The organism is Roseateles oligotrophus (genome assembly GCF_025717515.1).
Lineage (GTDB): Bacteria > Pseudomonadota > Gammaproteobacteria > Burkholderiales > Burkholderiaceae_C > Paucibacter_A > Paucibacter_A oligotrophus.
In genome coordinates this window covers 134,373-160,262 of the sequence record NZ_JAJIRN010000003.1, presented here as the reverse complement: position 1 = coordinate 160,262, position 25,890 = coordinate 134,373, and the positions used below count along the sequence as shown (strand labels likewise).

22 protein-coding genes are annotated in these 25,890 nt (G+C 64.1%); 12 read left to right on the top strand and 10 right to left on the bottom strand.

Annotation, left to right across the window (positions count from 1 at the left end; genetic code table 11):
- Positions 1–59 precede the first annotated feature (59 nt).
- Together LNV07_RS06805 and LNV07_RS06800 are read left to right on the top strand one after the other, a co-directional pair.
- Entirely contained in the window at positions 60–965 is a 906-nt protein-coding gene (locus LNV07_RS06805; protein WP_263570427.1) for a DMT family transporter, read from the top strand.
- 36 nt (positions 966–1,001) lie between these two features.
- Positions 1,002–1,925 carry a CHAD domain-containing protein gene (locus tag LNV07_RS06800; protein ID WP_263570426.1) on the top strand — a complete coding sequence of 308 codons (924 nt, stop codon included), beginning with the start codon at positions 1,002–1,004 and terminating at the stop codon, positions 1,923–1,925.
- Here the strand turns inward: LNV07_RS06800 and LNV07_RS06795 are convergent.
- Positions 1,922–2,965: an SdiA-regulated domain-containing protein gene (locus tag LNV07_RS06795; RefSeq protein ID WP_263570425.1), complete on the bottom strand. Its 1,044-nt coding sequence runs from the start codon at positions 2,963–2,965 to the stop codon at positions 1,922–1,924. The genes LNV07_RS06800 and LNV07_RS06795 overlap by 4 nt on opposite strands.
- A 231-nt stretch (positions 2,966–3,196) precedes the next feature.
- Here LNV07_RS06795 and LNV07_RS06790 point away from each other — a divergent pair, with 231 nt between their 5' ends.
- A complete protein-coding gene (locus tag LNV07_RS06790; protein ID WP_263570424.1) occupies positions 3,197–3,967 on the top strand; it encodes a ParA family protein in 771 nt (256 codons plus the stop codon).
- Here LNV07_RS06790 and LNV07_RS06785 read toward each other — a convergent pair.
- The gene (locus LNV07_RS06785) at positions 3,953–5,725 is read right to left on the bottom strand and encodes a sensor domain-containing diguanylate cyclase (protein ID WP_263570423.1); all 1,773 of its coding nucleotides are present in this window, start codon (positions 5,723–5,725) and stop codon (positions 3,953–3,955) included. The two genes, LNV07_RS06790 and LNV07_RS06785, sit on opposite strands and share 15 nt — an antisense overlap.
- A gap of 193 nt (positions 5,726–5,918) precedes the next feature.
- On the opposite strand from LNV07_RS06785, the gene LNV07_RS06780 reads away from it, so the two are divergent.
- The 3 genes from LNV07_RS06780 to LNV07_RS06770 all read left to right on the top strand — a co-directional run bounded on the left by LNV07_RS06780 (position 5,919) and on the right by LNV07_RS06770 (position 8,771).
- Positions 5,919–7,469, top strand: a complete 1,551-nt coding sequence (locus LNV07_RS06780) for a methyl-accepting chemotaxis protein (protein ID WP_263570422.1) — start codon at positions 5,919–5,921, stop codon at positions 7,467–7,469.
- 31 nt (positions 7,470–7,500) lie between these two features.
- Positions 7,501–8,253 (top strand): hypothetical protein, encoded by a 753-nt coding sequence (locus LNV07_RS06775; RefSeq protein WP_263570421.1) that lies wholly within the window; start codon positions 7,501–7,503, stop codon positions 8,251–8,253.
- A gap of 137 nt (positions 8,254–8,390) precedes the next feature.
- Complete coding sequence (locus tag LNV07_RS06770; RefSeq protein WP_263570420.1) at positions 8,391–8,771, top strand: hypothetical protein; 381 nt, start codon at positions 8,391–8,393, stop codon at positions 8,769–8,771.
- A gap of 20 nt (positions 8,772–8,791) precedes the next feature.
- Here LNV07_RS06770 and nadC read toward each other — a convergent pair whose 3' ends face one another.
- Together nadC and LNV07_RS06760 are read right to left on the bottom strand one after the other, a co-directional pair.
- On the bottom strand, positions 8,792–9,658 hold the full coding sequence (nadC, locus tag LNV07_RS06765) for a carboxylating nicotinate-nucleotide diphosphorylase (protein ID WP_263570419.1): 867 nt from the start codon (positions 9,656–9,658) through the stop codon (positions 8,792–8,794).
- Positions 9,659–9,678: 20 nt separating this feature from the next.
- Positions 9,679–10,377: a fumarylacetoacetate hydrolase family protein gene (locus LNV07_RS06760; protein ID WP_263570418.1), complete on the bottom strand. Its 699-nt coding sequence runs from the start codon at positions 10,375–10,377 to the stop codon at positions 9,679–9,681.
- Positions 10,378–10,469: 92 nt separating this feature from the next.
- Here LNV07_RS06760 and LNV07_RS06755 point away from each other — a divergent pair, with 92 nt between their 5' ends.
- A complete protein-coding gene (locus LNV07_RS06755) occupies positions 10,470–11,429 on the top strand; it encodes a septal ring lytic transglycosylase RlpA family protein (RefSeq protein ID WP_263570417.1) in 960 nt (319 codons plus the stop codon).
- Between the two features lie 11 nt (positions 11,430–11,440).
- On the opposite strand, the gene LNV07_RS06750 is transcribed toward LNV07_RS06755, so the two are convergent.
- The gene (locus LNV07_RS06750) at positions 11,441–12,187 is read right to left on the bottom strand and encodes an SDR family oxidoreductase (protein WP_263570416.1); all 747 of its coding nucleotides are present in this window, start codon (positions 12,185–12,187) and stop codon (positions 11,441–11,443) included.
- Positions 12,188–12,274: 87 nt separating this feature from the next.
- Here LNV07_RS06750 and LNV07_RS06745 point away from each other — a divergent pair, with 87 nt between their 5' ends.
- Both LNV07_RS06745 and LNV07_RS06740 read left to right on the top strand, forming a co-directional pair.
- The gene (locus LNV07_RS06745) at positions 12,275–13,474 is read left to right on the top strand and encodes a GGDEF domain-containing protein (RefSeq protein ID WP_263570415.1); all 1,200 of its coding nucleotides are present in this window, start codon (positions 12,275–12,277) and stop codon (positions 13,472–13,474) included.
- Positions 13,471–14,652, top strand: coding sequence for a GGDEF domain-containing protein (locus LNV07_RS06740; protein WP_263570414.1), 1,182 nt, complete (start codon positions 13,471–13,473; stop codon positions 14,650–14,652). The genes LNV07_RS06745 and LNV07_RS06740 overlap by 4 nt, the downstream gene beginning before the upstream one ends.
- Here LNV07_RS06740 and LNV07_RS06735 read toward each other — a convergent pair.
- Positions 14,649–16,274 carry a tetratricopeptide repeat-containing diguanylate cyclase gene (locus tag LNV07_RS06735; protein WP_263570413.1) on the bottom strand — a complete coding sequence of 542 codons (1,626 nt, stop codon included), beginning with the start codon at positions 16,272–16,274 and terminating at the stop codon, positions 14,649–14,651. The genes LNV07_RS06740 and LNV07_RS06735 overlap by 4 nt on opposite strands.
- 291 nt (positions 16,275–16,565) lie before the next feature.
- Here LNV07_RS06735 and LNV07_RS06730 point away from each other — a divergent pair, with 291 nt between their 5' ends.
- The gene (locus LNV07_RS06730; protein WP_263570412.1) at positions 16,566–17,078 is read left to right on the top strand and encodes a nuclear transport factor 2 family protein; all 513 of its coding nucleotides are present in this window, start codon (positions 16,566–16,568) and stop codon (positions 17,076–17,078) included.
- Between the two features lie 16 nt (positions 17,079–17,094).
- On the opposite strand, the gene LNV07_RS06725 is transcribed toward LNV07_RS06730, so the two are convergent.
- Positions 17,095–18,609, bottom strand: a complete 1,515-nt coding sequence (locus LNV07_RS06725) for a CoA-acylating methylmalonate-semialdehyde dehydrogenase (RefSeq protein WP_263570411.1) — start codon at positions 18,607–18,609, stop codon at positions 17,095–17,097.
- A 91-nt stretch (positions 18,610–18,700) separates the two neighbouring features.
- On the opposite strand from LNV07_RS06725, the gene LNV07_RS06720 reads away from it, so the two are divergent.
- Together LNV07_RS06720 and LNV07_RS06715 are read left to right on the top strand one after the other, a co-directional pair.
- On the top strand, positions 18,701–19,660 hold the full coding sequence (locus tag LNV07_RS06720; RefSeq protein WP_263570410.1) for a LysR substrate-binding domain-containing protein: 960 nt from the start codon (positions 18,701–18,703) through the stop codon (positions 19,658–19,660).
- A 387-nt stretch (positions 19,661–20,047) separates the two neighbouring features.
- Complete coding sequence (locus tag LNV07_RS06715; protein ID WP_263570409.1) at positions 20,048–20,746, top strand: YecA/YgfB family protein; 699 nt, start codon at positions 20,048–20,050, stop codon at positions 20,744–20,746.
- Here LNV07_RS06715 and LNV07_RS06710 read toward each other — a convergent pair.
- The 3 genes from LNV07_RS06710 to LNV07_RS06700 form a co-directional block, all read right to left on the bottom strand.
- Complete coding sequence (locus LNV07_RS06710) at positions 20,740–23,166, bottom strand: alpha/beta hydrolase family protein (protein ID WP_263570408.1); 2,427 nt, start codon at positions 23,164–23,166, stop codon at positions 20,740–20,742. The two genes, LNV07_RS06715 and LNV07_RS06710, sit on opposite strands and share 7 nt — an antisense overlap.
- Before the next feature lie 46 nt (positions 23,167–23,212).
- The gene (locus LNV07_RS06705; protein WP_263570407.1) at positions 23,213–24,529 is read right to left on the bottom strand and encodes an Hsp70 family protein; all 1,317 of its coding nucleotides are present in this window, start codon (positions 24,527–24,529) and stop codon (positions 23,213–23,215) included.
- Between the two features lie 75 nt (positions 24,530–24,604).
- On the bottom strand, positions 24,605–25,885 hold the full coding sequence (locus LNV07_RS06700) for a D-amino acid dehydrogenase (protein ID WP_263570406.1): 1,281 nt from the start codon (positions 25,883–25,885) through the stop codon (positions 24,605–24,607).
- Positions 25,886–25,890 lie beyond the last annotated feature (5 nt).

The following is a 25,890-nucleotide window of genomic DNA, read 5'->3' as shown; positions in this document are numbered from 1 at the left end:
TATCACCAAAGGCGCAAAAGCAAATAATTCGGCCTCGCTTTGAATTTCCGATAAAAACCATGTCCACCCTGAGCCTGCCCCGCCCGAAATCGCATTTGTTGCACCTGTCCGATCTGATGCTTTTGGGGGTCGCGATGGTCTGGGGCAGCAGCTACGGCGTGGCCAAGGGCGCGCTAGCTTTCTACCCGGTGCTGGGCTTCTTGGCGCTGCGCTTCTTGATCACCTTCGCCCTATTGCTGCCGGCGCTGCTGCGGGCCGATGCCGCGCAGCGCCGCGATGCACTGCTCAGCGGCCTGCCGCTGGGGGCGCTGATGCTGTCGATCTTCTTGTGCGAGACCTTTGGCCTGGCGCTGACACAGGCCAGCAACGCGGCCTTTTTGATCAGCTTGTGCGTGGTGTTCACGCCCTTTGTCGAATGGGGCTTGCTCGGGCGGCGGCCGGCGCCGGCAATGCTGGGCTTCGCGGCCGTTTCGCTGTTCGGTGCGGCCTTGTTGAGCGGCGCCACCAACGGCGGCTTGCTGGGCCATATCGGGCTGGGTGACGGCTTGATGCTGGCCGCCGCGCTGCTGCGCGCCGTCACCGTTTGCATGACGAACAAGCTGACCCGCGACCGACACGCCCCGGCCTTGGCCTTGACGGCGGTGCAGTCCGGCGTGATAGGCCTGGGCAGCCTGAGCCTGGCCCTGCTCTCGCCGGCCGGCCTGCCGGCGCTGCCCGGCGATGCCGGCTTCTGGCTGGCCAGTGTCTACCTGGTGCTGGGCTGCACCGTGTTCGCCTTTTTTGCGCAGAACTGGGCGCTCAAGCACAGCTCGCCCAGCCGCGTCGCGCTACTGACCGGCAGCGAGCCGGCCTTTGGCGCGCTGTTCGCGGTGCTGTGGCTGGGTGAATCGCTGAGCCCGCTGGCTTGGGCCGGCGGCAGCTTGATCGTGCTGGCGGCGCTCTGGAGCGGCACAAGGCGCAGCTGAGCTAAGCTGCTACTTAAGCAGCCCATCAAACCCACCATGCCCAAGTCGCTTGAACCGTCAAAAGCCACCGAAATCAAATTTCGCGCCGGCATCACGTTGGAGCAAGGCTTTGTGACAATCGCCCGCAACTGCCTGAAGCAAATGCGTGCCAATGAGGCCGGCTTGCGGGGCAGCGTTGACCCCGAGTTCGTGCACCAGATGCGCGTCGGCCTGCGGCGCTTGCGCTCGGGCTTGAGTCTATTCAAACCATGGATTGCGCTGCCGCCCGGTTTGGCCGATGAGATCGAATGGCTGTCGCAGTCGCTGGGCAAGGCGCGCGATGCCGAAGTGCTGGCCGCAACGACCTTGCCTGCCTTGATAGCGGCCTGCCCCGACGAAAGCTTGAATGCCCTGCAAAAAGCCGCATTGACCCTGGCGCGACGGCGCCGCCGCGCGGCCGTGCTGGCGCTGAACTCCGCGCGCTACCGGACCCTGATGGGGCGCTTGGAACAATGGCTCAAGGCCGCAGCTTGGCGTGCTGATTGCCCTTGCCAGGAAGAGCTCGATGCGGAACTGGCGCCGGCGGCTGCGTCCATGCTGCGGCGGCGCAAGAAGAAGATGCAGGCCTGCGCAATGGCCTTGCAAGAACAAGCCGGAGGGGACGCTCGGCACAGGCTGCGCATCGCCGTCAAAAAGCTGCGTTATGCGACCGAGTTTTTCCGCTCCATCGAAGCAAAGAAGGCCATCGCCAGGCTCGCCAGGCTGAGCGACTTGCAAGAATTGCTGGGCCAACTCAATGACGCCGAAGTCGCCCGGACCTTGCTGCTGGACTTGGGCCAAGCGCAAGCGAGCTTGCTCGCGCCGGCCGCCTTTGCGCGCGGCGTTTTGTGGGCGCAGTCACAGCAGCAGATCGCCCATCTGGGTCCGCTGCTGCGTGGGCCCGTCCCCGATCAAGAACGGCCCGCTCTGCGAGCTCATTAAGCCTGGCGGCGACGCGCACGCAGGCCGAGCAGGCCCAGACCCAAGGCCATCAAGCCATAAGTCGCCGGCTCGGGCACCGGTGCCATGGCCGACAACACGATCAGCTGCGATTTGACGCCCAGCGCGGCGCCGCCGGTCTGGTCTTGCTCGGCGACCAAATAGATATTGCCCAATTCGTCGATGGTCACGCCTTCGATGCCGTTGTTCGGCAGCACATTGCCGAGATCAAAGCTGCTCAAGACCTGACCCTGGCGGTTCACTTCGACCAGCTTGCGCGAGCCCAGGCTCAGCACCAGCAGATTGTCGGCCGCAGCGCTGCCAAGCAAGGCGTCCACCGAAGACAGAGTTTGCACATCCGACAAGGTGCCCAGGCCCATCAAGGTCGGGTCGAACAGGCTGCTCATCGAGGCCACGCCGCCGCCCGGTGGGGTGGACCCATCGCCCGAGGTCGAAGGCGGGTTGCCGGTGGCCGCCGCGAAAGTCAGCGAACCGGCCAGGATGTTCTGCGGCGTCTGCTGTTTGATGGTGACAAAGCTGCCGCCATTGCGAGCGTCATAACTGATACCTTCGATGCCATTGTTGCCGACCACATCATTGGCGATGGAGACAAAGCTGTTCTTCAGCAGGGCGCTGCCGCCGTTCGCGAAGCTGAACTTGTACACATCCTGCAGGCGCTCTTCGCTGACCACCAGCACGCCGCCGCCCAAATAGGCCAGGCCTTCGGTGTCATGCTTTTTGCTGCCGCTGCCGGTCCAGTCGAAGCTCATCTTGCCCAGGGTCTGGCCGGTGCGGGAGATCTCGACCACGCCGGTGCCTTCATCGCCGACGAAGAACAGCGTGCCGCGATCGCGCGCATAGGTGACGGCCGAAGCCTCCAGGCCCGAAATCTGGCCTGCACCGGCGCCGGCGCCGGCCAGGATGTCCAAGGCATAGCCGGCGCTGACCTGATAGTTGGCCAAGTTGATGGAATTGCCGGCCTGGGCAAAGCCGCTGCTGGCCTGGAGCGCCACGAGGGCGAGGATCAAATGTTTGAGTTTCATGCTGTGCAAGATGGGAGAAAACGGCTGGAAGCGCCGAGGCGGGGCCAGTGTGGCCGCGACCTGTGACAGTTTTATGGGGGCTGTCATCAAAGCAAACATAGACCTGCCCTAGACACCCCGGATGAGGGGGGTGAGGGGTGAATATTGGAAGTTGCTGGCGGATACCCGCAGCCGGCGCGCACTTGCTGCAGTGCACAATACGGTCATTGCAGCTCAGCCAGGGATAAGCGAATGCGCCGCGTTGTTTTCAATCAAAAAGGTGGTGTCGGCAAGTCCACCATCACCAGCAACCTCGCGGCGATTGCCGCTCAACAGGGCCGGCGCACGCTGCTGGTCGATCTGGATAGGCAGGGCAACTCCAGCCGCTATCTGCTCGGCGAGGCGGCCGATGAGGCCACGCCGGGTGCGGCCGAATTCTTCGAGACCACGCTGAAGTTCAGCGTTCGCGCGCCCAAAACCAGCGACTTCATCATCGAAACGCCGTGGGAAAACCTGCATCTGATGCCGGCCAGCCCCTTGCTGGACGAGTTGCACAGCAAGCTCGAGAGCCGCTACAAGATCTACAAGCTGCGCGAGGCCTTGACCGACTTGAGCGAGGACTACGACGAGATCTGGATCGACACGCCGCCCTCGCTGAACTTCTACACCCGCTCGGCGCTGATCGCGGCCGAGACCTGCCTGATCCCGTTTGACTGTGACGAGTTCGCGCGCCGTGCGCTTTATGAATTGCTGGAAAACGTCAAGGAAATCCAGGCCGATCACAACGCCGATCTGGAGGTCGAGGGCATCATCGTCAACCAATTCCAGGCCCGCGCCGCGCTGCCGCAGCGCACGGTGCAGGCCTTGATAGACGAAGGCCTGCCGGTGCTAACGCCATACCTCAGCGCCAGCGTGAAGGTCAAGGAGTCGCATGAATTGGCGCGGCCGATGATTCACCTGGACCCGCGCCACAAGCTCACGCAGGAATTCGTCGCGCTGTACGAGGGGCTAAGGCAAAGCTAGATTTGGCGCCACCCGGTTGCGGCCCAGATGCTTGGCTTCAAAGAGCTTGGCATCGGCCGCGTTGATCAAGTCCTCCAGGCACAAGGCCTCGCCGCGCTCGGCCACACCGATGCTGGCCGTCAACTCGGGCGCCACATTGTTGAGCGCCGGCCGGCTTTGCGCGATCGCCACCCGCAGGCGTTCGGCCAGCATGCAGGCTTGGCCAAGGTCGGTCTCCGGCATCAGCAGCACCAGTTCCTCGCCGCCCCAGCGCGCCAAGATATCGCCGGCGCGGCAGCCCTGTTCGAGCAAACGCGCCACTTTGATCAAGGCCCGGTCGCCTGCGGCATGACCAAGTTGGTCATTGATCTGCTTGAAATGGTCGAGGTCCAACATGATCAAACTGAGCGGCCGCCCATTGCGCAGCGCGGTGCTCCAGGGCGCAGCCGCTTGCTCCAGAAAGGCGCGCCGGTTGCGCAACTGGGTCAAGGGGTCCAAACGTGCGATCTGCTCGGCTCGCAGTGCAGCGTCTTGCTGTTGTCGCACCCAATGGGCCAGCGCCAAGGCCAGCAGGCTGGCCTCCAGGATGAAGCCGATCTCCAGCGCATGGAAGGTCCACGGGAGAAAGGGCAGAAAGCCCCAGACCGACAAGGCCGTGACCAAGGTACCCAGCATGCCGCAGAGTGCGGCAATCAAGAAGTAAAAGCCGGCCCGCCGGCCGCGCCGCAAGGTCAGCAAGCCCAGGCCCACCATGGCGACCGCGAACAAGGCCACAAAGCTGAAAGCCAGCAAGGCCGCAGCGTGGTGAAAATCGCTCAGCACCGCCACCAGCATAGCGAGCGCAGCCGCAGCGCAAGACCAAGCCACGCCTCGCAAGACCCGTGAAGCATGCTCCGCCAGCGCCAGAAAACGCGAAGCAAAGAGCAGGCCGCTGCAGCCGAACAGCAGCATCAAAACCAGAATTACATAACGCTGGAAATACACGTCCCCAGGCCAAAACCAGGCATAGCCATGACCGGTGTAAGCCAGATTCATCGCAATCAGCGTGGCCAGGTAAAGCGCGTAGTAGAGGTAGCTGCGCTGGCGAAGCCCGGCGAACAGCAGCAGGTTGTAGCTGCACAGCGCGAGCAGGAAACCGTAGACAAAACCGTAAAAATAGCTGATCTCCCGCTCACGCTGCGCGAACTGCGCGACGGTCAGCAAGTCCAGCGGCAAGACCATCGGGTCGACCGAGGCGACACGCAAATACACCTCGCTGACGCCGGCCGCCAAGCTGATGGGGAACACGAAACCGATGGCCGGGGTCAGGCCCGGCGCTTTGGGCTGCTCATCGCCGCTCTGCAGGTGGCTGACCAGCCGGCCTTCGTGCAATAGATAGAGCTCGATGCTGTCCAGCCAGGTGCTGCCGGCCAGCAAGCGCATCGCCATCAGCGGCTCGCCCGGATTGTTGAGCGCCAGACGCACCCATAGCGGGCGGGCGCCGATACCAAGATTGAGTATTTGCTGCTGACCGGCGCTGAATTTGCCCGCCCGGTGCAGCGCCTGCGCCTGCGTCAAGTCCAGCGGCGCTGCGGACGTTTCAACAAATATTTCCGCCTGCAGCCCCAGCGGACCGACGGGCAACTCGGTCAAACGCAGCGGCTCGGCGGCATTTGACCCGGCAATGGACAACAAGAGCAGCGCCAGCATCAATACCCGCGACCACCCCGCCACGGTGGCTGCCAACAAAGACAGCCCCCAGCGCCGAGCGGTCACAGCAATGCAGAGGGTCGAACTCACCCGCCAAGTCTAAGCCGCCAAGCCACCTGCGCAAGCAAGAACAGTTGGCAATACAGCCGGCAATTCGACGCTCGATCGCCGCAGATTCGCCAGATGATGGACGCCGCTCAAGTTCTCAAATACAGCGCCGATAGCTGGGAACTGCGCGCCGCTTTGCCCAACACTCGGAAGAATACTTGTCATGGAGTTCCGCATGAAGCTGAATTTGGCCCAACGCATCCTGCTGTCCAACCTCCTGCTTCTGGCCATATTCTTGGCCATCCTCTCCGCCATCATGGTGATGATGGGGCGCATGGACACCATCAATGACGACATCACCGACAACAATATCCCGCAGCTGACCGCGCTGTCGGCGCTGAATGATTCGGTCAACGGGCGCGGCATCTCCATCCGCAATCTGGCCCTCTTGCCCGCCGCCAAACATGAGGCCGAAATCGCCACCCTGAGCAAGCTGCGCGAGCAAGGCAATGAAGCGATCAAAAACATCGGCGAGCAATTCGTAGTCGGCGATGCCACGGCAGAAGAAATCTCCGCAGCCAAGGACATCATCGCCAAGAACCTGACCTCGCGCACCGTGGTGGACGAACTTCTGACGCTGATCCGGGCCGGCAAAAAAGACGAATACATCGAGTTGCTCTATGGCCGCTACGACGGACTGGAGGACGAGATTCTCGAAAAGCTGGACAAATTGAGTACCCAAATGGAGGCTGCGGCCAAAAAGGACGGCCTGACCGCCGCTGCGGCCTATGACAGCGCGCGCGCGACCGCCATCGCCGGCATCTTGCTGGCAGGATTTGCGGCGCTCTTGGTGGGCTTCATGCTGCGCCGCTATGTGCTGCATCGTTTGGGTGCCGACCCCGCCGACCTGGCCGAAGTGGCTCAACGGATTGCTGACGGCGACCTGCGCGCCTTGAACCACAGCGGCGTCACCTTCAATGGCAGCGTGATCCAGGCAATGGCCACCATGCAGCAGTCGCTGGCGGCATTGGTCAAGGCGGTCGGCGACAACGTCAACTCGGTGGCCACTGCCAGCGACGAAATTGCCCATGCCAGCCATGACCTGAGTACGCGAACCGAGCAGCAGGCAGCCAATCTGGAGCAGGTCGCGGCCACCGCGCAGGAGCTCAATGGCAGCGTGCAGCGTACCTCGGCCTCGGCACAAGAGGCGCATCAACTTTCCACCGCCACCAGCCAGGCGGCCGACGCCGGCGGCACGGCGGTGGGCCGGGTGGTCAGCACGATGGAGCAGATTCAGGCTTCGTCACGCCAGATCGGCGAGATCAGTTCGGTGATCGATGGCATCGCCTTTCAGACCAATATCCTGGCGCTGAACGCCGCCGTCGAGGCCGCCCGTGCCGGTGAGCAAGGGCGCGGCTTTGCCGTGGTGGCCAGTGAGGTGCGCAGCCTGGCACAGCGCAGCGCCGAGGCCTCCAAGCAAATCGGCGCGCTGATCGCCCGCTCGACCGAAACCGTCAATGATGGCGCCGGCTTGGTCGAGAAAGCCCGCCACACCATGGACGAGCTGCGCGAATCGGTGCAAAAGGTCCAGACCATGATCAGTGAGATTTCAAGTGCCACGCAAGACCAGGCGACCAGTTTGGGGGAGGTTTCACAGGCGATTCGCCAGCTCGACGAAATGACCCAGCAAAACGCAGCGATGGTGGAGGAAACCACCGCCTCCTCCGATAACCTGCGCCGCATGGGTGGCGAACTGAAACAACATATCGATCGCTTCCAGGTCTGACTTGGCTCCGTTCGACCCTCGAAAGGCATTCATGAAGCTGAATCAGCGACTGGCGCCAAGCCGCAGCATGACGATGATGGCCGGCTTGGCTTTGACCCTGGCTGCCGCCATTCCTGCTCAAGCCGGACGCCCTTTGTCCAGCGATGACGCCGGCACCGCCGACCCCGGCAGCTGCCAGCTTGAGGGCTGGGGCGAGAAGGCCGGCAGCAACCGAGCCTTGGTATTGGCACCCGCCTGCGGCATCGCCGAGGGCTGGGAAATCGACCTCGACTACAGCCACCCTCACCCGCGCGATGAGATACGCGGCGAGGCCGGCTTCGCCATCAAATGGGTGCCCAAAAGCTGGGGGCTGCTGACCGCGGCCGGGCAAATCAACTTTGGCCTCAAGGTGGGCGCGGGCTACGAACATCCGAGCAATGCGGGCTGGCGCCGCACCGGCCAGGGTTTGCTGGGCCTGGCGACATTGGTGGTCAACGAAGACTTTGCCTTGCATGCCAATCTGGGACCGCAGCAAGACCGCGCCAGCGGCCAGACCGCCACCGCGCTGAACCTGGCGCTGGTCTGGGTGCCCAGTCCAATGGGGCTGCTGTTTGCCGAGCTCCTGAGCAATGACCGTCGCAGCCTTTTTGGCGGCACCCAACGTACCGTCGGCGGGCTGTGGTGGCTGACGCCGGAGAAGTTTGGTCTGAGCATGACGGTCGGCCAGCAAGCCGGCCGTAGCGAGACGCTGTGGACCTTGGGCTTTGGCTGGTATGGGCTGAATGCCTGGACAACATCGCCATGATTTCCGTGACTTATTCCTCAAACTAGGGCCGACCCGCCCCCTTGGCCAGGGGTGGCGCGGTATGGCCGCCGGCCTTAAGCTGTGCGGCACAGATTCGGGCCATTGAACGGCCCTTACAACACAAAAGGTTGACCACCATGACGCACATATTCAATTCCATCGCCCTGATCGGCCTGAGCCTGATCGCCGTGGGTGCGCAAGCCGCCAGCCCCGTCGCCAACGAGTCGGCCGCCGGCCAAGCCTTGCGCGGTGAATGCGCGAGCAAGTACAGCGCCAACTATGCGCAAGCCGACCAGGCGCAAGCAGCCGGTGCGGCTGAGTACACCTTTGTGTATCACAAGGGTCAGTACAAGGGCGAGCATGTCGCCGGCCAGAGCCTGGACTGCACCGAGCAGCAGTACGCGCATTACCTGACGACGGTGGATCTGGACCGCGTGATGAACGCCTACCCAACCGCCGCCGGCCGCCCCAGCGTCAAGGCGCCACGCCTGCCACGCGCACCAAGCGCCGGCAAGTAAGCGTTCCGCAGAGCGGGCCGTTAAAGCGGCCCGTCCACGCGCATCGAGTAGTCGACCGCCCGCACATCCTTGGTCAGCCGGCCGATCGAAATACGGTCGACTCCGGTGGCGGCGATCCAGCGCAGCTGATCCAGCGCCACGCCGCCCGAGACTTCCAGCAGCGCCCGGCCGGCCGTCAGGGCCACGGCCTCACGCATCATCGCTTCGGTGAATTCGTCCAGCAGCACACTGACCGCACCCGCCTCCAAGGCCTCTTGAAGTTCGGCCATTGACTCGACTTCAACCTGGATGCTGACGCCTGCGTGCAAGGCTTGCGCCGCTTTCAAGGCCGCGCTGACGCCGCCGGCCGCTGCGATATGGTTCTCCTTGATCAGGATGCCGTCATACAGCGCCAGCCGCTGATTGGCACCGCCGCCCACCCGCACCGCGTATTTCTGCGCCAAGCGCAGGCCCGGCAATGTCTTGCGCGTGTCCAGCACCAGGCAGCCACGCGGATTGCTGCTGGCGCCTGCAATCGCCGTCACATGCGCATGGGTCAGCGTCGCGGTGGCCGACAGCAGTTGCAGGAAGTTCAGCGCCGGCCGCTCGGCCGACAAGAGCAGCCGGCCATCGGCCTCGATACGGCAGACCACCGTGTCGGCCGCCATCAAGGCGCCTTCGGCATACAGCCACTCGATCCGGCTGCTGGCGTCAAGCGCGGCAAACACGCCCTCGAACCAGTCGCGCCCGCACAGCACCGCGTCTTCGCGTACCCGCACATGGGCCTTGACGCGGCGGCCCGCCGGCACCAGTTGCGCGGTCCAGTCGCGGATACCGATGTCCTCGAACAAGGCATCGTGGATATTGCGCTGGCGCGCTTCGCTGAGGGTTTCGTTGTGGTCGAACATGGTGGAATATCGGGAACGATTTAATCGCGTGCGGCGATCGTCAAGCTGATGTTGGGCAGGCCGGCAATCTCTCCGGTGATCACATCACCGGGCAAGACCGGGCCGACGCCGTCGGGCGTGCCGGTGTAGATCAAGTCACCCGGATGCAGGTGATAAAGCTGGGACAGATTGGCAACGATCTCGGCCACATTCCAGATCATGTCGGCCAAATCGCCGCGCTGCTTTTCAACCCCGTTGACGGCCAGCGTGATGGCGCCGGCGCCCATGGGCCCGGTCTCGCTGGCGCGCACCAGCTCGGTGATGATGGCCGACTGATCAAAGCCCTTGGCGGTGTCCCAGGGCCGGCCATTCGCCTTGGCCTCGGTCTGCAAGTCGCGCCTGGTCATGTCGAGGCCGGCGGCATAGCCCCAGACCGCCGCACGCGCCACCTCGGGCGTCACCTTGAAGACCGGCGCCCCGAGCGCCACCACCAACTCCATCTCGTAATGATAATTTTTGGTGGCCGGCGGGTAGGCAACGGTGGCGCCCGAAGGCACCAAGGCGCAGGCCGGCTTGCTGAAGTAGAACGGGGGCTCGCGGTCCGGGTCCGAGCCCATCTCGCGGGCATGGGCGGCGTAGTTGCGGCCGACGCAGAAGATGCGCGACACGGCGTAGCGTGCGCTGCTGCCGCGCACGGCCACGCTGGGCTGCTCGGCTGGGGGGAAAATGTAGTCGCTCATGTGTCAAAGCCACCTTGAAAATGAAGGTTCGCGCAGCATACGACTGTTCGCGCCACTTGGGCGCCGGCCTGAAATGGTTTAGGGTAGCGCCCATGCAGAAAATTTTGTCCTCCCGTTTGGGCTTGTCATGCCGACGCTGGCTGCCCTTGTTGGCCGCAGGCGCGCTTGGCCTGGCGGGCTGCGCCAGCCGTGCACCGCTGCTACCTTCCAGCAATAGCAAAGACGGCCCCGAAGCCGTCATCCCGGCCAATCTGCAACAGGTACCCGACGCCTTGCCGCAAATCGAGCCTATCCGCAAAGGTGGGCCGAACAAGCCTTACGAGGTCTTGGGTCAGCGCTACGAGCCGATCACCATCGATGCGCCGCTGAGCGAACGCGGCCTGGCCTCCTGGTACGGCAAAAAGTTCCACGGCCGCTCGACCAGCAGCGGCGAAATTTACAATATGTACGCGATGACGGCGGCCCACCCGACCATGCCGATCCCGAGTTATGCGCGGGTGCGCAACCCGGCCAATGGACGCGAGGTGCTGGTGCGCATCAATGACCGTGGGCCATTCCACTCGAGCCGCATCATCGACCTCAGCTACACCGCTGCGCTGAAGCTGGATATTTTGCGCGGCGTCACGCCGGTCGAGCTGGAGCGCATCACCTACGAAGAAATTCGCAGCGGCGCTTGGCAACGCGGCCGCGGCGAGGAGCTTGGCCCGGTCGATCCACCGGTGTTTGCGGCCGCCCCGCCGGCCGGTTCAGCCGAACCGGAAAGCATCGCCAGCATGACAGCAGCCGCCCCGGTGGTGACGCTGCCGCGCCATGCCGCGCCGGGATTCTGGGTGCAGATGGGCGCCTACAGCAAGCTCGACGGAGCCGAGCAATTCCGCCAAAAACTGCTGCAAGAGCTGGACTGGATGGCGCCGCTGCTGGCGGTCTTCAAAGATGGCGGTCTGCACCGGCTGCAGGCCGGCCCGTACAGCTCACGCGAAGACGCGCGCCAAGCGGCCGAGCGGGTCAAGCTGGCGCTGAATATGAACGCGCTGGTGGTGGAGCGGCGCTAATCCACCGATGCTTAGCGGCCCCCGCCCACGTCCAGGAGCGTGCCCACGCAGTAGCTGGACGCAGCGGACATCAACCAGACAATCGACTGTGCGACCTCGTCGGCGCTGCCCATGCGCCCGATCGGCAGCGTCGCAGCGACCCCAGGCACCAGATCCGCCATGCCGCCCGAGGCGTGGATTTCGGTATCGATGATGCCGGGCCTCACACCATTGACGCGTATGCCTTCGCCGATCAACTCACGCGCTAGGCCCAGGGTCAGACTGTCGATGGCGCCTTTGCTGGCGGCGTAGTCGACATAGATACCGGGCGAACCCAGCTGCGCCACGCGCGAGGAAACATTGACGATCACACCACCCGCGCCACCATGCAGCCGGCTCATGCGCATGACCGCAGCCCGCGCGCACAAAAGACTGCCGATCACATTGACACCAAAAACCCGCTGCCAACGGGTCAGGCTCATTTCATCCAGGCGCGCGGCCGCTGCCACCACGCCGGCGTTATTGACCAAGGCGCTCAAAGGCCCCAACTCTGCATCGACGCGCTCGAACATGGCCAATACCTGCGCCTCGTCCGACACATCGGCCCGCACCGTCAAGGCCCGCACACCGAGGCTGCGGACCTGCTCGGCCACGGCGTCGGCGGCAGCGGCGTCATGCGCGTAATTGATGGCCACGTCATAGCCGGCACGAGCGCAAAGCAAGGCCGTGGCGGCACCGATGCCGCGGCTGCCACCGGTGATCAAAACGATTGGTTTCATGAGCCCATTGTGCAGGACAAGCGCCTGGGCGATCATTAGGGTCAGATCTTGCTTCGATGTTCCCGTGTTTGTATATTTCTTGCGCCCATGCATTCTTTTGACGCCGATACGCTTGCCCTGGTGACCGCCGTCATCAACGGCTTCATGGCCATCGTTTGGCTGCTCATGGTGCGCTCGTTCCGGATTGCGCCGACCGCCGGCGCGCTCCTGAGCGGCGCCTACGCCTTGTTCGTTCCCAGCCTGTTGTGCCTGCAATGCCATAGCTGGTGGCCGGGCAGCCTGGGCTTATGGCCGCAGTCCTACAGCACTCTCGCCGGCTTCGCTTTGATGAGCTTGGGCGTGCGCCGTCTGATGCGCTTGCGTCAGCGCTGGGGCGACGTGGCCTTGATCGCGGGCAGCGCCGGCTTGCTGATGCTGACGGGGGCCTTTGCAAAGAGTGGCACGGGGCCGAGCTTGCTGCCGCTGGTGCTGGGCTCGAGTTTGCTGTCCATTGCCTGCGCGCGCGATGTCTTGAGCGGCGGCCGCGCGCTGCAGCCGGCCTGGTTGACGGCGCTGCTGGCGCTGCCCTTCTTGTTGACCGGCCTGCTATTGCTGCTGCGTGCCGCCAGCCTGCTCTGGTTGCCGGGAGCCGGTGGCTTTTTCATGCAGGGCAGCCTGGATCGCTCGACCCTGGCTTGGCTGTATTTGTTGATGACGCTGCTGATCGCCCTGGGTTTGGTCAGCATCGTGGTGATGCGCTTGGTCGCCCGCATTCACTACATGACTCAGCGCGACCCGCTGACCAACGCGCTGAACCGGCGCGCCATTGCGTCCGAGTTGCGGACGCTGCAGGCACAGGTCGAGCGTGGCCAACGGCATAGCCTGGTCATGATTGACGTTGACCATTTCAAACGCATCAACGACCAATTTGGCCATGCGGCCGGGGACGCGGCGCTGCTGCATCTGGTGGCGGTACTGCAGGCCAATATGCGCGAGCTTGACCGCCTGGGCCGACTCGGCGGCGAGGAGTTCTGCCTGCTGCTGCCGCACACAACGCAGAACGATGCCGGCCTGGTCGCACAGCGCATGTGCGTGGCCTTGCGCCAGCAATCGCTGCAATGGTTGGGCGCACCGATTGCAATGACGGCCAGCTTCGGTGTGGCCGCTTGCCAGCCCCATGACTCGCAGGGCGACACCACCCTGGCAATGGCCGACTGGCTGGTCTACCGGGCCAAATCCGCCGGGCGCGACCGTGTCTGCGTGGCCGATCCCGAAGCGATGCTGGGCCGCATGGTGGCTGCCACATGAACGGCCTCAACAGCGACCCGTTGACCCTGCTGGCGGCCGCCATGCTGGTGTATTTTGTCGGCGGCCTGGCTTGGCTTTTGCTGGCCTTGGTGGCCCGCGTGGCACCGCGTATTTCGCTCGGCCTGGCGCTGGCCAATGGCCTGTTGACCGCCGCCTTGGCAACCCATTCCTTGCGCGGCCAAGCCTCGGCGTGGCTGGCCTTTTGGGGTTCGGATGTGTTGGCCATGGCCACCCTGGCAACCTTGCGCGCCGTCATGCCGGCCTTGAGCGAAGAGTCGGCGAGCGGCAAGGCCACCATCGCTTGGCGAAGCGCGCTGATATTGCTGCTGCCCGCTGCGGCCGCGATCGCTTGGCTGCCCTATGAAGGCGATTTGCGCTGGCATACCCGCATCATCTTCGGAGTCACTCTGGTCCTGACCTTGCTGGCCGCCGGGGATGCGTGGCGGCAGTTGCGCGCTCGCTTGGCGCCTCATTTGGCCGCCCAATTGACGGCGCCGCTGTTCGTGATTGCGCTGTTCTTGCTGCTTCCCTTGATCAATTCTTTCATACGTCCGTCCGCGACCTTTGACCTGTTGGCCGCCAACAAATTCCAGGTCGGCTGGCTTTGGTCGATGCTGGCCTTGGGTCTGCTGATCAATGCAACCATGGCCCTGCTCGTGCTGGCGCGGGTGATTCTGCAGATTCAGCGCCTCACTCGGCGTGACCCGCTGACCGATGTGCTGAACCGGCGTGCGCTCAGCGAGGCGATCGATGATGAGCATGCGCGCTTGCAGCGCGGCAAGCCCTATGCGCTGGTGATGATAGACATGGATCATTTCAAGCAGCTCAACGACAGCATGGGCCATGCGGCCGGCGACGCCGCCCTATTGCAGGCGGTGCAGGTGCTCAGCGTTTGCGTGCGCGATGTTGACCGGCTTGGACGACTCGGCGGCGAAGAATTTTGCGTGCTGCTGCCATTGACCGATCTGGCCGGCGCCGCCTTGGTGGCCGAACGCATGCGCCACAACCTTGAAGCCAGCAGCTTCGCCTGGCAAGGCAAGACCTGGCCCCTAACCGCCAGTTTCGGCGTCGCCGAAGCGCAGGCCGAGGACGTCAGCGCCGACGCGGTCTTGCAGCGCGCCGACAAGGGCATGTACCGCGCCAAGGCGCAAGGGCGCAATCTCGTCCAAGAAGCTTAGGCCAGCGCGACCCGGTTACGCCCCAGATGCTTGGCCCGGTACATCGCACTCTCGGCGCGACCCAGCAACAGGTCGGTCGCATAGGGCGGGGCATTGGCCAGACCTATGCTCAGCGTGACATCCAGGCCCTCGGCCAGCCTTGCCCAGGGATACTGTTCGACCGTCTGGCGCAGGCGTTCGCAGACCTCGAAGGCACGGTCGGCAATGGTATCGGGCAAAACCATCAAAATTTGCTCGGCCTCCAGACGCAGCAATAGATCACTGCCACGCGTGTTGTCGCGCAGCATCTGCGCCAAGACCTGCAACACATGGTTGGCCACCGACTCACCATGGCGGGTCGTGATTTCAGCCAGGCGATCGATGTCCACCAAGGCCAGGGTCAGAGCCGCACCGCGCTGCTCGGCCGAGCGCATCAGCGCCGGCAGACGTAGCTCCAGGCCGCGTCTCGTGCCCAGGCCTGTCAGAGGATCGCGCAGGCCGGCCTCTGCGTCGGCATCGGCTCGCTCGGCGGCCGGCGTGTCACCGCCCAAGGCCCGCTCGGCTTCGATCCGACTCACGACAAAGCGCGCCTGCGCCTTTAACTGCGCGACCGTGCGATGGCGCTCCGCAGCTTGGTACAGCTCCAGATGCGCCAGCGCCTTGGCGTCATCCCCCAAGGCCTTGTGGGCGCGGTAGGCCGCATATTGCAGGCGTTGCCAAACGGCTTGCTGGGCCAGGCCGGCCGCTTCGGCCAGCAAGACATCAAGCTCATGCGCGGCATCTGCGGCCCGCCCACGGCGCAAGTCCAACTCGGCCAAAGAGCAGCGAACGCGCCAGCCCAGAGCGGTAAAGCGATGCGCGTTGACCCGGGCCAAGGTGGCCTTCAAGATCTTTTCGGACTCCTCCAACTCATCCAGATGCAGCAGGACCTCGCCGCAGTTGCCGTCGCTCAGCGCCAGCAAAAAGCCGTCGCCCAGAGTCAAGGCATAGGGGCGAGCCAAGCCGGCATGATGGCGCGCGCGCTGCAGCGCATCGGCCGCCTCACGCTGATGGTCGGCCTGCTTGCCATGGCGCAGCAGATGGAACATGCCCAGCGCCACGGTGGCCAGATTATTGTGCGAGACCATCAACTCGAAATCATTCGCCGCGCCACCCAGGAGCGCCATGGCTTCATTCATCAAGCGCTCGGCCTGCCAGGGGTCGCCCATGCGCTCAAGGCAGGCGCCGACCGCATTCAGCGCGATCGCGATCAAGGCCTTGTTGTCCATTTGGCGAGCGCGCGCCAGGCTCTCATTGACATGGCCCAGCGCCATTTCAAACTCACCCACTTCGGCCGACGCAAAGGCCATCCAGCGCAACAATTCACACAATGCAGCGCTATTGCCTTGTTCGCGCAAGCCCGGCAGCAAGGCCTGCGCGGCCACCAACATGGCGGCCATATCGCCGTGCCTGAACAAGAAAAAGGCCCGCAGAATGCCGGCCTCCAGATGCTCGGCCACATAACCGCGCTGACCGGCGGCGCTCCAGGCCTGCGTGGCCAGGCGCAACCCCAAGTCGAGGTTGACCTGCTTTTGCGCGCGTGCACTCACCAGCCATTCAACGATTTGTTCGCCACTCACCTCACTGGGACGGAGATCCTGCATGCCGCTGCCTTCCTTCGCTCTTGACCAGGGCGCAAGCGTAGCCGATTGGCGTGCAATTGCTGAGCCCGCGAATGAGGGAGGCTGATTCGGCTCAAACTCTGTTTGACTCTTTTGCTGCGCCAGCGCACTGCATCGCGGCTGCGGCTCAGGCGAAAGATCCGCCCGGTCAAGGCCGCCTTGCAGCCTTCCATCGCATCCGGCTTGGGGCTTGGGCTGGCCCTGCCTAAGATTGCGTCCGTCGCGGGCTCCAGAGCCGCGGCCCTGTCTGTATGTCATCAAAAGGTAGTTTCAATGTCACTCATTCATCGTGAATCTCTCGGTCTTTTTCGAGTCACTGCGCTCGCCATCACGGTCGCTGTTGCTGCGGCCTTACCGGCGTACGCCCAGGTCCCTGTGACGGCCGACGCCGACCATGCCCGCCTGCTGGCCAGCAGCGATGCCAAGGCCGCGGCCAATAAGCGCCTGGTCTACGACTTTTGGCGCGAGGTCTTCGAAGGCGGGCATATGGAGTTGGCCGACAAATACCTGGCCGAAAACTATATTCAGCACAACCCCGGCGTGCCCACCGGCCGCGCCGGCTTCGTGAACCTGTTCTCCAAATTCGTCAAGCCCAGCCCGATTGAAGCGCGCGTCAAAGCGCCGCTGGTGAGCATCGTTGCCGAAGGCGACAAGGTGGTGCTGGCCTTTGTGCAGGAGCTGCCCGACCCCAAAGAGCCGGGCAAGAAATACAGCAGCACCTGGTTCGATATGTTCCGCATCGAAAACGGCTTGATCGCCGAGCATTGGGATCCGGCGACCAAGTAGGCAGCGAAGTAAAGGCTTAGCTGCTGGTCGGCATCACAAACTCCGCACCCTTGGCGACGCTGGCGGGCCAGCGCTGCATGATGCTTTTTTGCTTGGTATAGAAGCGCACGCCTTCTTCGCCATAGGCATGCATATCGCCGAACAGGCTCTTCTTCCAACCGCCAAAACCATGCCAGGCCATCGGCACCGGAATCGGCACATTGATGCCGACCATGCCGACCTGCACGCGCCGCACAAACTCGCGCGCGACATTGCCGTCGCTGGTGTAGCAGGCCACACCATTGCCGTATTCATGCTCGTTGACGAGTTGCACGGCGGCGGCAAAGTCGGCCATGCGCACGCAGGCCAGAACCGGGCCGAAGATCTCTTCCTTGTAGATGCGCATCGCCGGCGTGACATGGTCAAACAAGGTACCGCCGGTAAAGAAGCCGTCCTCGTAACCCGTCACCTTGTGGCCACGACCGTCGACCAAGAGCTTGGCCCCTTCTTCCACGCCGATGCCGATATAGCCCTCGATGCGGTCGCGCGCCTCGCGGGTGACGATGGGGCCCATCTCGGCGTCCAGTTCCATGCCGTTTTTGATCTTCAAGGCGCGCGCGCGCTCGGCCAGCTTGGGCACGATCTTGTCCGCCACATCGCCGACCAAGACCGCCACCGAGATCGCCATGCAGCGCTCGCCGGCCGAGCCATAGGCGGCGCCGATCAGCGCGTCGACGGTCTGCTCGATGTCGGCATCCGGCATCACCACCATATGGTTCTTGGCGCCGCCCAGTGCCTGCACGCGCTTGCCCTTAGCGGCACCGGTCGCGTAGATGTATTGCGCGATCGGCGTCGAGCCGACAAAGCTCAGCGCCTTCACATCGGGGTGGTTCAAGAGGCCGTCCACGGCCACCTTGTCGCCCTGCAGCACATTGAAGATGCCGTCCGGCAGACCCGCTTGTTTGAACAACTCGGCGATCAACAGGCTGGGCGAAGGGTCGCGTTCGCTCGGCTTCAGGATGAAGGCATTGCCGGTCACGATGGCCAAGGGCGCCATCCACATCGGCACCATGAAGGGGAAGTTGAACGGCGTGATGCCAGCAACGACACCAAGCGGCTGGCGCAGCGTCCAGTTGTCCATGCCGGTCGAAACCTGCTCGGTGAAATCACCCTTCAACAGCTGCGGCGCACCGCAGGCGAACTCGATGATGTCGATGCCACGCGCCACCTCGCCCAAGGCGTCGGTGAAGACCTTGCCATGCTCGGCGGTCAGCATCGCCGCGAACTCTTCCTTGTGCGCGTTGACCAGTTCCAGAAACTTGAACATCACGCGGGCGCGGCGCAGCGGCGGCGCATCCGCCCAAGCCGGGAAGGCGGCCTGGGCCGCCGCCACCACCGCATTGACATCGTCCTGGCTGGCCAGTTGCACCTGGCGCGCCACCGCACCGGTGGTCGGGTTGTAGACCGCTTGGCTGCGGCCGGAAGTGGCGGCTTGAGCCTTGCCGTTGATGAAATGGGTCAGGTCTTGCTGGCTGGTGTAAGGCGCGGTCATCTGAGGTCTCCTTGGGATGGCTGCAGTCTAGGCAGCATGGCGCCGCTTGCCAATCCTGGTTTGACGATTTGATTGTTCGATAAAATGAACAATGGCAAGAACAAGCACCAGCCCGAATCCCGGCGATCTGCGCCACGATGTCTTATGGGGTCAGCTGCACGCGCTGACCGTGATCGCGCAACTCGGCAGTTTCACCAAGGCGGCGCAGCGCCTGGGCCTATCGAAAGCGGCGGTCAGCCAGCGCATCAGCGAACTGGAACGCGCCATGGGGCAAAGCCTGGTCGCGCGCACCACCCGCTCGGTACGCTTGAGCGAGGCCGGCCAGCGCTTGGTGGAAGAAACCGAGGCCAGCTTTGCCCACATCACCCGCACGCTGGGCGCGGCCCGCGACGCGGTTGGCCAGCCGCGCGGGCTCTTGCGCGTGACCGCGCCGGTGGCGCTGGGTCGCCAGCATGTGGCGCCTTGCCTGAGCACTTTTTTCAAGCAATACCCGCAGATTCGCATCGAACTGGAGCTCTCGGATCGGCTGGTGCCGCTGGCGCAAGAGGGTTTTGATCTGGCCATCCGCCACTGCACCGCGCCGCCGGACAGCCATGTCGCCGTCAAGCTCTGTGCTTCGCGTGCCTTGCTCGTCGCCAGCCCCGCCTATCTTTTGGCCCAAGGCGAGCCCAAACACCCGGCTGAATTGGCCGAGCATGCCTGCCTGCCCTATCTGCGCCCGGGCCCGGCGGTTTGGCTGTTTGAACAGGCAGGCAACGGGGAGCCGCAGCGCCTGCGCATCCCCGTGCAAGGCCCGCTGCGCGCCAGCAATAGCGAGATCTTGCGCGATGCGGCATTGGACGACTTGGGGCTGGCCCTGCTGCCCGACTTCTCGGCCGCCCCGGCGCTGCGCAGCGGCGCGCTGGTCGAAGTCTTGCCCGACTGGCGGCCGGTCGGCTTCTTTGGTGACGCGATCTACGCCGTTTACCCCTGGAGCAATCAGGCCCCGCGACCACTGGTGCTCTTGATTCAGCATTTGCGCAAATCCTTCGCCACAGGATTCGCGCCCTAAAAAAACGCCCACCAAGCAAAGCCGGGTGGGCGCTGAAAGTCCTCAATAAAGAGGACGTCGTTGGGACTGACACAAGACATTGGTTACATGACTCGCTTGGGAATTAATGTAGGGCTTCGGGTTCGCTTCGAACATCCCCAAAGAGTGGGATACCGAGCCGGGGCCGCAGCAGTCTTCAGCAATTTCTTGTAACCGGCGATTCGGCCGGACAATAGCGCCATGAGTCAAGAAAAGAAACCCCCCCGTCCACCGGCATCGCGCCCGCCCCAATCACGCGCAACTGCAGCGCCCCGCAACAGCGGGGGACGGCCAGCATCGGCCGGGCCGGCTCGCAATGGACCGACTCGTCCGACAGCGCAGCCCAGCGCACCGGCCGCGATACGCCCCTTGAGCGAGACCGAACTGGACCGACTGCAAACCCTGCTGGACGCCGTGCCCGCGCCGCTTGATCCGCTCGATGTCAGCATGCTGGATGGTTACTTGGTCGGCGTCTTGTTGCAACCCAAGGCGGTGCCGGCATTTCAATGGTCGCGTTATGTTCTGGACAGCGACGAAGGCCGCCCCCCCCCGGCCGGCTTTGACAGCCACGCGCTGATGAGTCTGGTCAAGCGCCGCTACCAGGAACTGAACCAAGCCATCACCCAGCGCCAATGGTTTGATCCCTGGGTGTTTGAACTGGAAGACGACGACGCAGACGAAAGCACGGCGCAGTTCGAGAACGAAGCCGAAGACGACGATGAGCTTGACGGCGATGTGGACGGCAATCCTTCGGACGCCTTATTCCCCTGGGTGGCTGGCTTTTCGCTCGCCTGCGAGCATTTCCCCGACTTGATGCGCGAAGACGCCGCCGATCTGCTTGAACCGCTGGCCGCGATCTTCCGTCACATCGATCCTGAAGACCTGGAAGACGCCGACGACCTTTTGGAAGAAATCGAATCGCTGGAGCCGGCCAAGGATCTGGAAGAAGCCGTCGAAAGCTTGGTCAGCGCCTGCTTGATGCTGGCCGACGTGTCGCGGCCGCAGGCCAAGCCGATGGCGCAGAAGCCACCGGCAAGGCGCGGCCCACCGCCAAGAGGGCGCTACTGAGCCGAGGGCAGTGCGCGCGGGTCACGGGTCTGCCGCTTCATCCAGTCGCTCATCTCGCGCAGCACATGGCCCTGCGATTCACGCGCCGAATAGCCATGCGATTCGAACGGTAAGCTCACGTAACGCACATGGCCGCCGGTGCCGGCCAGCGCTTGATAAAGGCGCTGACTCTGGATCGGATAGGTGCCGGGGTTGTCATCTACCTCACCGTGGATCAACAGAATCGGCTCCTTCAGCTTGTCGGCATAGTTGAACGGGGACAGGCGCAGATAGACGTCTTGTGCCTCCCAGAAGCTGCGCCGCTCGCTCTGAAAACCGAAGGGCGTCAAGCTGCGGTTGTAGGCGCCGCTGCGGGCGATGCCGGCCTTGAACAGATCGGTGTGGGCCAACAAATTGGCGGTCATGAAAGCGCCATAGCTATGACCGCCGACCACCATCTGCGAGCGCTCGCTGACGCCCAGGTCCACCGCCTTGTCGATGATGGCCTGGGCATTCGCCGTGATCTGTTCGACAAAGCTGTCATTGACTGTCTTGGGCTCGCCGACCACCGGCATGGTTGCATCCATCAACACCACATAGCCGTCGAGCAAGAGCATCAGCGGGCTGCTGCCGCCGAAGCTGTTGAAGCGACTGCTGGAGCCACTCACTTGGCCGGCTGTGGAGTTGTCGCTGAACTCCAGTGGATAGGCCCAGACAAAGGTCGGGCGGCGCTCGCCCGGCTTGTGATCGGGTGGCAGATAGAGCCAGAAGGACAGCTCGACGCCGTCGGCCCGCTTGAACTTGACGAGCTCGCGCTTAATGCTGCGCAGCTGCGGCGTTGGGTCGGCATGCTGGGTGACGGCCTGCACCTGCGCCAAGCCAATGCCACTGCGCAGGCGCAGATTGGGCGGCTCGGCCGCGCTCTCACGACTGCTCAACAAGCGACCATCGGCAAGCATGCTGATCGGCCGCTCGTAATCAACGGCACTGGACTGGAACAGCCTTTCCGTCCTGCCATCGGCAAGGCTGCGGCGATCGATGAAGGGCCGATCACCGTCTGGGCCGGCACCCTGGCCAATCAAGAACAGCTGCTCACCGCCATCGACCCGCACAACGGTACGACCATTGGCCATGACACGCATCAAGGGCTGGCCGGGGTCGCCGTAGCGATCCCGCATTGAGCGATTCTGCAGGCGCTGCGGCGGAGCCGAGGCATCCAGCGAAAGCAGATCAACCGCCAGCCAACGGCGGTCGCGGTCATATTCGGTCACGAGTGCGCGCTCGGGCGTTTCCGCGAAGCCGAGGCTGGCCAGGCGACCGACCGTGCGGTGCACCTCGCGGGCCGCTCCCAGATAGGGCGGGTCGAGCCGCATCAAGCGATCACGCTGCGGCACCTTGACGTTAGGGTCGCCACCGTCGAGGGCCTCGACCCAGAAGATCGCGGCATCGGCATGAGGCGAAGACCAATATTCGCGCGGGCCGGTGATGACGCCCTCGACAGGCACGCCCTCGCGCAGTTTGATGGCACCCAATTCGCGCTTGATCTTGCCATTCAGATCGCGCAGCTCGACCCGATGGCCAAAGTCGCGCCAGCCAACTTGGTAGCTGAACGGCGCCTGCAGGCGCTCGGTCAAGAGCTGAACGACGCTGCCGCCGACACGCTCCAGGCTGACGAACAGGGCGGGCTCTCCCAGCTCCTGCGAGGCGCCGGTGCCCAGATGGATGCGCCGCAGCACCGAGCTGGCGGCATGCGCGAAGAGCGCCTCGTCCTGGCTGTTCTTCAGCAAGTCCTGGCGCGTCACCTCGGGCGACGCGCGGCCCATGGCCTCTTGGATGGCGGGGCCGGTCGGGGCATCGAAGTGAGGCGCCTTAGCGCGTCGGCTCGGTACCGTCAGGGCGATGATCTCATCGGCGCTCAGCCAGACCAACTCGCCTTCCAGCACCTGGTTGAGCTGCACGCCCTTGAGTTGCCGCAGCTTGCCGCTGGCGACCTCACCGACCCACAACTCGGTCGCCTTGGCCGTGCGGCGATTGAGCAAAAAGCGCTGGCCATCGGGCGACCAGCGTAGCTGATGAAAAGCGCCACCGGTCGGCAGGCTGACCTCACGTTCAAGCGCCCCCGCTTGCGTCAAGTCACGCAGTTTCAGCGATTCGATGGCCGTGATCAGCTGCGGGCCGCTTGCCGCTGCGTCTATCCGCTTGCCGGCCAGGCGCAGAACCGGGCGAGCTAACTCGGCAATACGACGGTGGCGTTGCAGCCCGACGATCGCCAAGCTGCGCTGGTCGGGCGACAGCTGATGCGTGGGCAGGGCCTTGGCATCAAGCACCGCGCGCACCTCGGCCGAAGGCTGCTGGTATTGCTGTGGAATTGAAGGCTCGACGGCGCGGCAAGGCGCCCACAAAAAGGTCGAGGCCAAGGCCAGCAGGGAGAGTTTCTTCATGGGTGCGCGATCTCTTTTTGGCAAAGCAGAGCGCGCAATTTAGCAGTTATCTGAACAACCTCGCCGCGTGCAGGCCCAGGCCCGTCGCGACCGAAGCAAAGCGGTCGCCGCGCGCCAGCACAGCCGTCGGGTAGTCTGCGGCAATGCGCTCGGCCAGCAAGCGCAGGCCGGTGGAGCCGCCGGTGAAGTAGAGCGCGTCGATTTGCTCGGGCTTCAAGCCCGCTTGCGCCACCGCCTCGCGGCCGGCCTGGGCGATGCGCTCGATATCGGGGCCGATGGCGGCCACTGCGGCGGCTTCCGACAGCTCGATCTGCAAGCCGTTCTCGACCACGCCGAGGTCGATGACGGTGTCACCGCCATTGGCGACGGCGATCTTGGCCGCTTCGGCGCGGCCGGCCAACTCATGGCCGAGATGATCTTCGACCACCGTCATCAGCCGTTGGTGATGCTGGATATTGCCGTAAAAGCTGCGCATATTGCGCAGCTCGGCGACGCGGCCGGGGCTGTAGACGGTGTTGATCAAATGCCAGGTCGCGAGGTCGAAATAGACGCCGCTGGGCACTTCACGAGCCGGCGCGCCGGGGCGCTCGGGGCCATAGGAGCGGTAGCCGAATTCGCGCAACACGCTGGCCAGCTCGACATGGCGGTCGAAGTCGGTGCCGGCGATATGCACGCCGTGGTTGGCCAGGATGTCGTCGCGCCGGTCGACGCGCTTCATGCGCTCGGGGCCCACGCGCACGACCGAGAAGTCGGAAGTGCCGCCACCGATGTCGGCCACCAGCACGATTTGCTCGCGCTCGCTGTGCTGCTCGAAGTCGAACGCCGCCGCGATCGGCTCGAACTGGAAGTGCACATCATCGAAGCCGACCGCGTGAGCAGCGGCTTCCAGCGAGGCCTGCGCCTGCGCGTCGCGCTTGGGTTCGCCGTCGACAAAAAATACCGGCCGGCCCAGCACCAGCTTGTTCAGCGGGGCCGGCGCGCCGGCGGCCAGCGCCGAGTTGCGCAGGCGCTTCAGGTAGCCGGACAAGATGTCCGAGTATTTGACCCCGCGGCCGCCGCCGACATCGGTGGTCTGGTCGATCAGGCCGCTGCCGAGGATGCTCTTCATCGAGCGCATCAGCCGCCCGTCGGCCCCTTCAACATAGGCCGCCACGGCGGCGCGTCCAAAAGCACGCGGCGGGCCGTCGGCGTCGTGCTTGCCCTCGACGTAATAGAACACCGCCGTCGGCATGGTCGGCTGTCCGGCCTCCAGTTCCACCAGGCGCATGCCGCCGCTGCCGTCCAGACGCGGGATCGCAATGGCGGAGTTGGAGGTGCCAAAGTCAATGGCGCAGAACGAGGGGCTGGAAAGCGAAGCAGGCATGGGCAGGGACAACGGATGGGGGCCGGATTGTACGGCCCCGGCTCGTTTTCGCTTCGCTACGACCCTGTCAAGCTATCAAAGCACGGAACCGTAGAAACCAAATTCCAGCGGCGGGCGGCGGCCGGCCATCAACTCGGCCATCGCATGGCCGGAGCCGGCGCCATGGGTCCAGCCCAAGGTGCCATGGCCGGCGTTGATCCACAGATTGCCGGCCTTTTTGCTGCGGCCGATGTAGGGGATATTGGTCGGCGTGCTGGGGCGCAGGCCGGTCCAGTAATTGGTTTCGCTCAAGTCCGCGACGCCGGGGAACAGCTCTTCATAGCGTTTGACCAAGGCCTCGCAACGGGTGCGCGAGGTCGGGCGATCAAGGTCGGAGTCAAAGCCGCAGAGTTCGGCGGTGCCGGCGATGCGGATGCTGTCGCCGAGGCGCGAAATGGCGATCTTGCGGGTGTCATCAAGCAGGCTGACGACGCTGGCCTGCTCGGGCTTCTTGAGCTTCATGGTGGCCGAGTAGCCCTTGGCCGGATAGATATTCAAAAACTCACCCAGCGGCCGCAGCAAGGCCGGCGTGTACGAGCCCATCGCGGCGACAAAGGCATCGGCCTTCAACTCGCTCTTCTTGCCGCTGCGGATGGACGCGATTTGCACCGCATCGACTTGCTGGCCGCTGCGGGACAAGGCCAGGATGTCGTGCTCGTACAGAAATTTGGCGCCGCGCTCGGCGCACAGGCGCGCCAGCTTTTGCGTGAACACACAGGCGTCGCCCGACTCATCGCTGGGCGTGAAGGTGCCGCCGTGGATGTTGTTGCCGAACGTGGCCAGCGCCGGCTCGATCTTCAAGACCTCGGCGCGGTTCAGTACGCGGCGGTCAACACCGTGACGACGCATGATTTCGGCACCGGCGGCGCCGGCCTCGAAGTCCGCCTGCGAGGAAAAGAAATGCAGGATGCCGCGCTCCAGCCGCTCGTACTCGATGCCGGTCTGCGCCACCAGCGTCTTCAGCGACTCATGGCTGTAGCGGCCCAGTTGCACCAGTTGCTCGACATTGCGCTCGAAGGCTGCGGTCGTGCACTGAGTCAAGAAACTCAGGCCCCAGATCCACTGCTTGGGGTCCAGGCTGGGGCGAAACAGCAGCGGCGAATCATCCCGCAACAGCCATTTGGCGACCTTGAACGGCGCCCCCGCGTTCGCCCAGGGCTCGCAAAAGCTGACCGAAATCTGCGCGCCATTGGCGAAGCTGGTCTCCAGCGCGGCATCGGCTTGGCGGTCGACCACCGTCACCTCATGGCCCTGCTCGAGCAGATACCAGGCGGTGCTGATGCCGATGATGCCGGCTCCCAAAACGACGACTTTCATAGCAA

Bases quoted from the DNA above. Each gene is read 5' to 3' on its own strand.
- LNV07_RS06805 (WP_263570427.1), top strand. From the start codon at position 60: ATGTCCACCCTGAGCCTGCCCCGCCCGAAATCGCATTTGTTGCACCTG.
- LNV07_RS06800 (WP_263570426.1), top strand. From the start codon at position 1,002: ATGCCCAAGTCGCTTGAACCGTCAAAAGCCACCGAAATCAAATTTCGC.
- LNV07_RS06795 (WP_263570425.1), bottom strand. From the start codon at position 2,965: ATGAAACTCAAACATTTGATCCTCGCCCTCGTGGCGCTCCAGGCCAGC.
- LNV07_RS06790 (WP_263570424.1), top strand. From the start codon at position 3,197: ATGCGCCGCGTTGTTTTCAATCAAAAAGGTGGTGTCGGCAAGTCCACC.
- LNV07_RS06780 (WP_263570422.1), top strand. From the start codon at position 5,919: ATGAAGCTGAATTTGGCCCAACGCATCCTGCTGTCCAACCTCCTGCTT.
- LNV07_RS06775 (WP_263570421.1), top strand. From the start codon at position 7,501: ATGAAGCTGAATCAGCGACTGGCGCCAAGCCGCAGCATGACGATGATG.
- LNV07_RS06770 (WP_263570420.1), top strand. From the start codon at position 8,391: ATGACGCACATATTCAATTCCATCGCCCTGATCGGCCTGAGCCTGATC.
- nadC (WP_263570419.1), bottom strand. From the start codon at position 9,658: ATGTTCGACCACAACGAAACCCTCAGCGAAGCGCGCCAGCGCAATATC.
- LNV07_RS06760 (WP_263570418.1), bottom strand. From the start codon at position 10,377: ATGAGCGACTACATTTTCCCCCCAGCCGAGCAGCCCAGCGTGGCCGTG.
- LNV07_RS06755 (WP_263570417.1), top strand. From the start codon at position 10,470: ATGCAGAAAATTTTGTCCTCCCGTTTGGGCTTGTCATGCCGACGCTGG.
- LNV07_RS06750 (WP_263570416.1), bottom strand. From the start codon at position 12,187: ATGAAACCAATCGTTTTGATCACCGGTGGCAGCCGCGGCATCGGTGCC.
- LNV07_RS06745 (WP_263570415.1), top strand. From the start codon at position 12,275: ATGCATTCTTTTGACGCCGATACGCTTGCCCTGGTGACCGCCGTCATC.
- LNV07_RS06740 (WP_263570414.1), top strand. From the start codon at position 13,471: ATGAACGGCCTCAACAGCGACCCGTTGACCCTGCTGGCGGCCGCCATG.
- LNV07_RS06735 (WP_263570413.1), bottom strand. From the start codon at position 16,274: ATGCAGGATCTCCGTCCCAGTGAGGTGAGTGGCGAACAAATCGTTGAA.
- LNV07_RS06730 (WP_263570412.1), top strand. From the start codon at position 16,566: ATGTCACTCATTCATCGTGAATCTCTCGGTCTTTTTCGAGTCACTGCG.
- LNV07_RS06725 (WP_263570411.1), bottom strand. From the start codon at position 18,609: ATGACCGCGCCTTACACCAGCCAGCAAGACCTGACCCATTTCATCAAC.
- LNV07_RS06720 (WP_263570410.1), top strand. From the start codon at position 18,701: ATGGCAAGAACAAGCACCAGCCCGAATCCCGGCGATCTGCGCCACGAT.
- LNV07_RS06710 (WP_263570408.1), bottom strand. From the start codon at position 23,166: ATGAAGAAACTCTCCCTGCTGGCCTTGGCCTCGACCTTTTTGTGGGCG.
- LNV07_RS06705 (WP_263570407.1), bottom strand. From the start codon at position 24,529: ATGCCTGCTTCGCTTTCCAGCCCCTCGTTCTGCGCCATTGACTTTGGC.
- LNV07_RS06700 (WP_263570406.1), bottom strand. From the start codon at position 25,885: ATGAAAGTCGTCGTTTTGGGAGCCGGCATCATCGGCATCAGCACCGCC.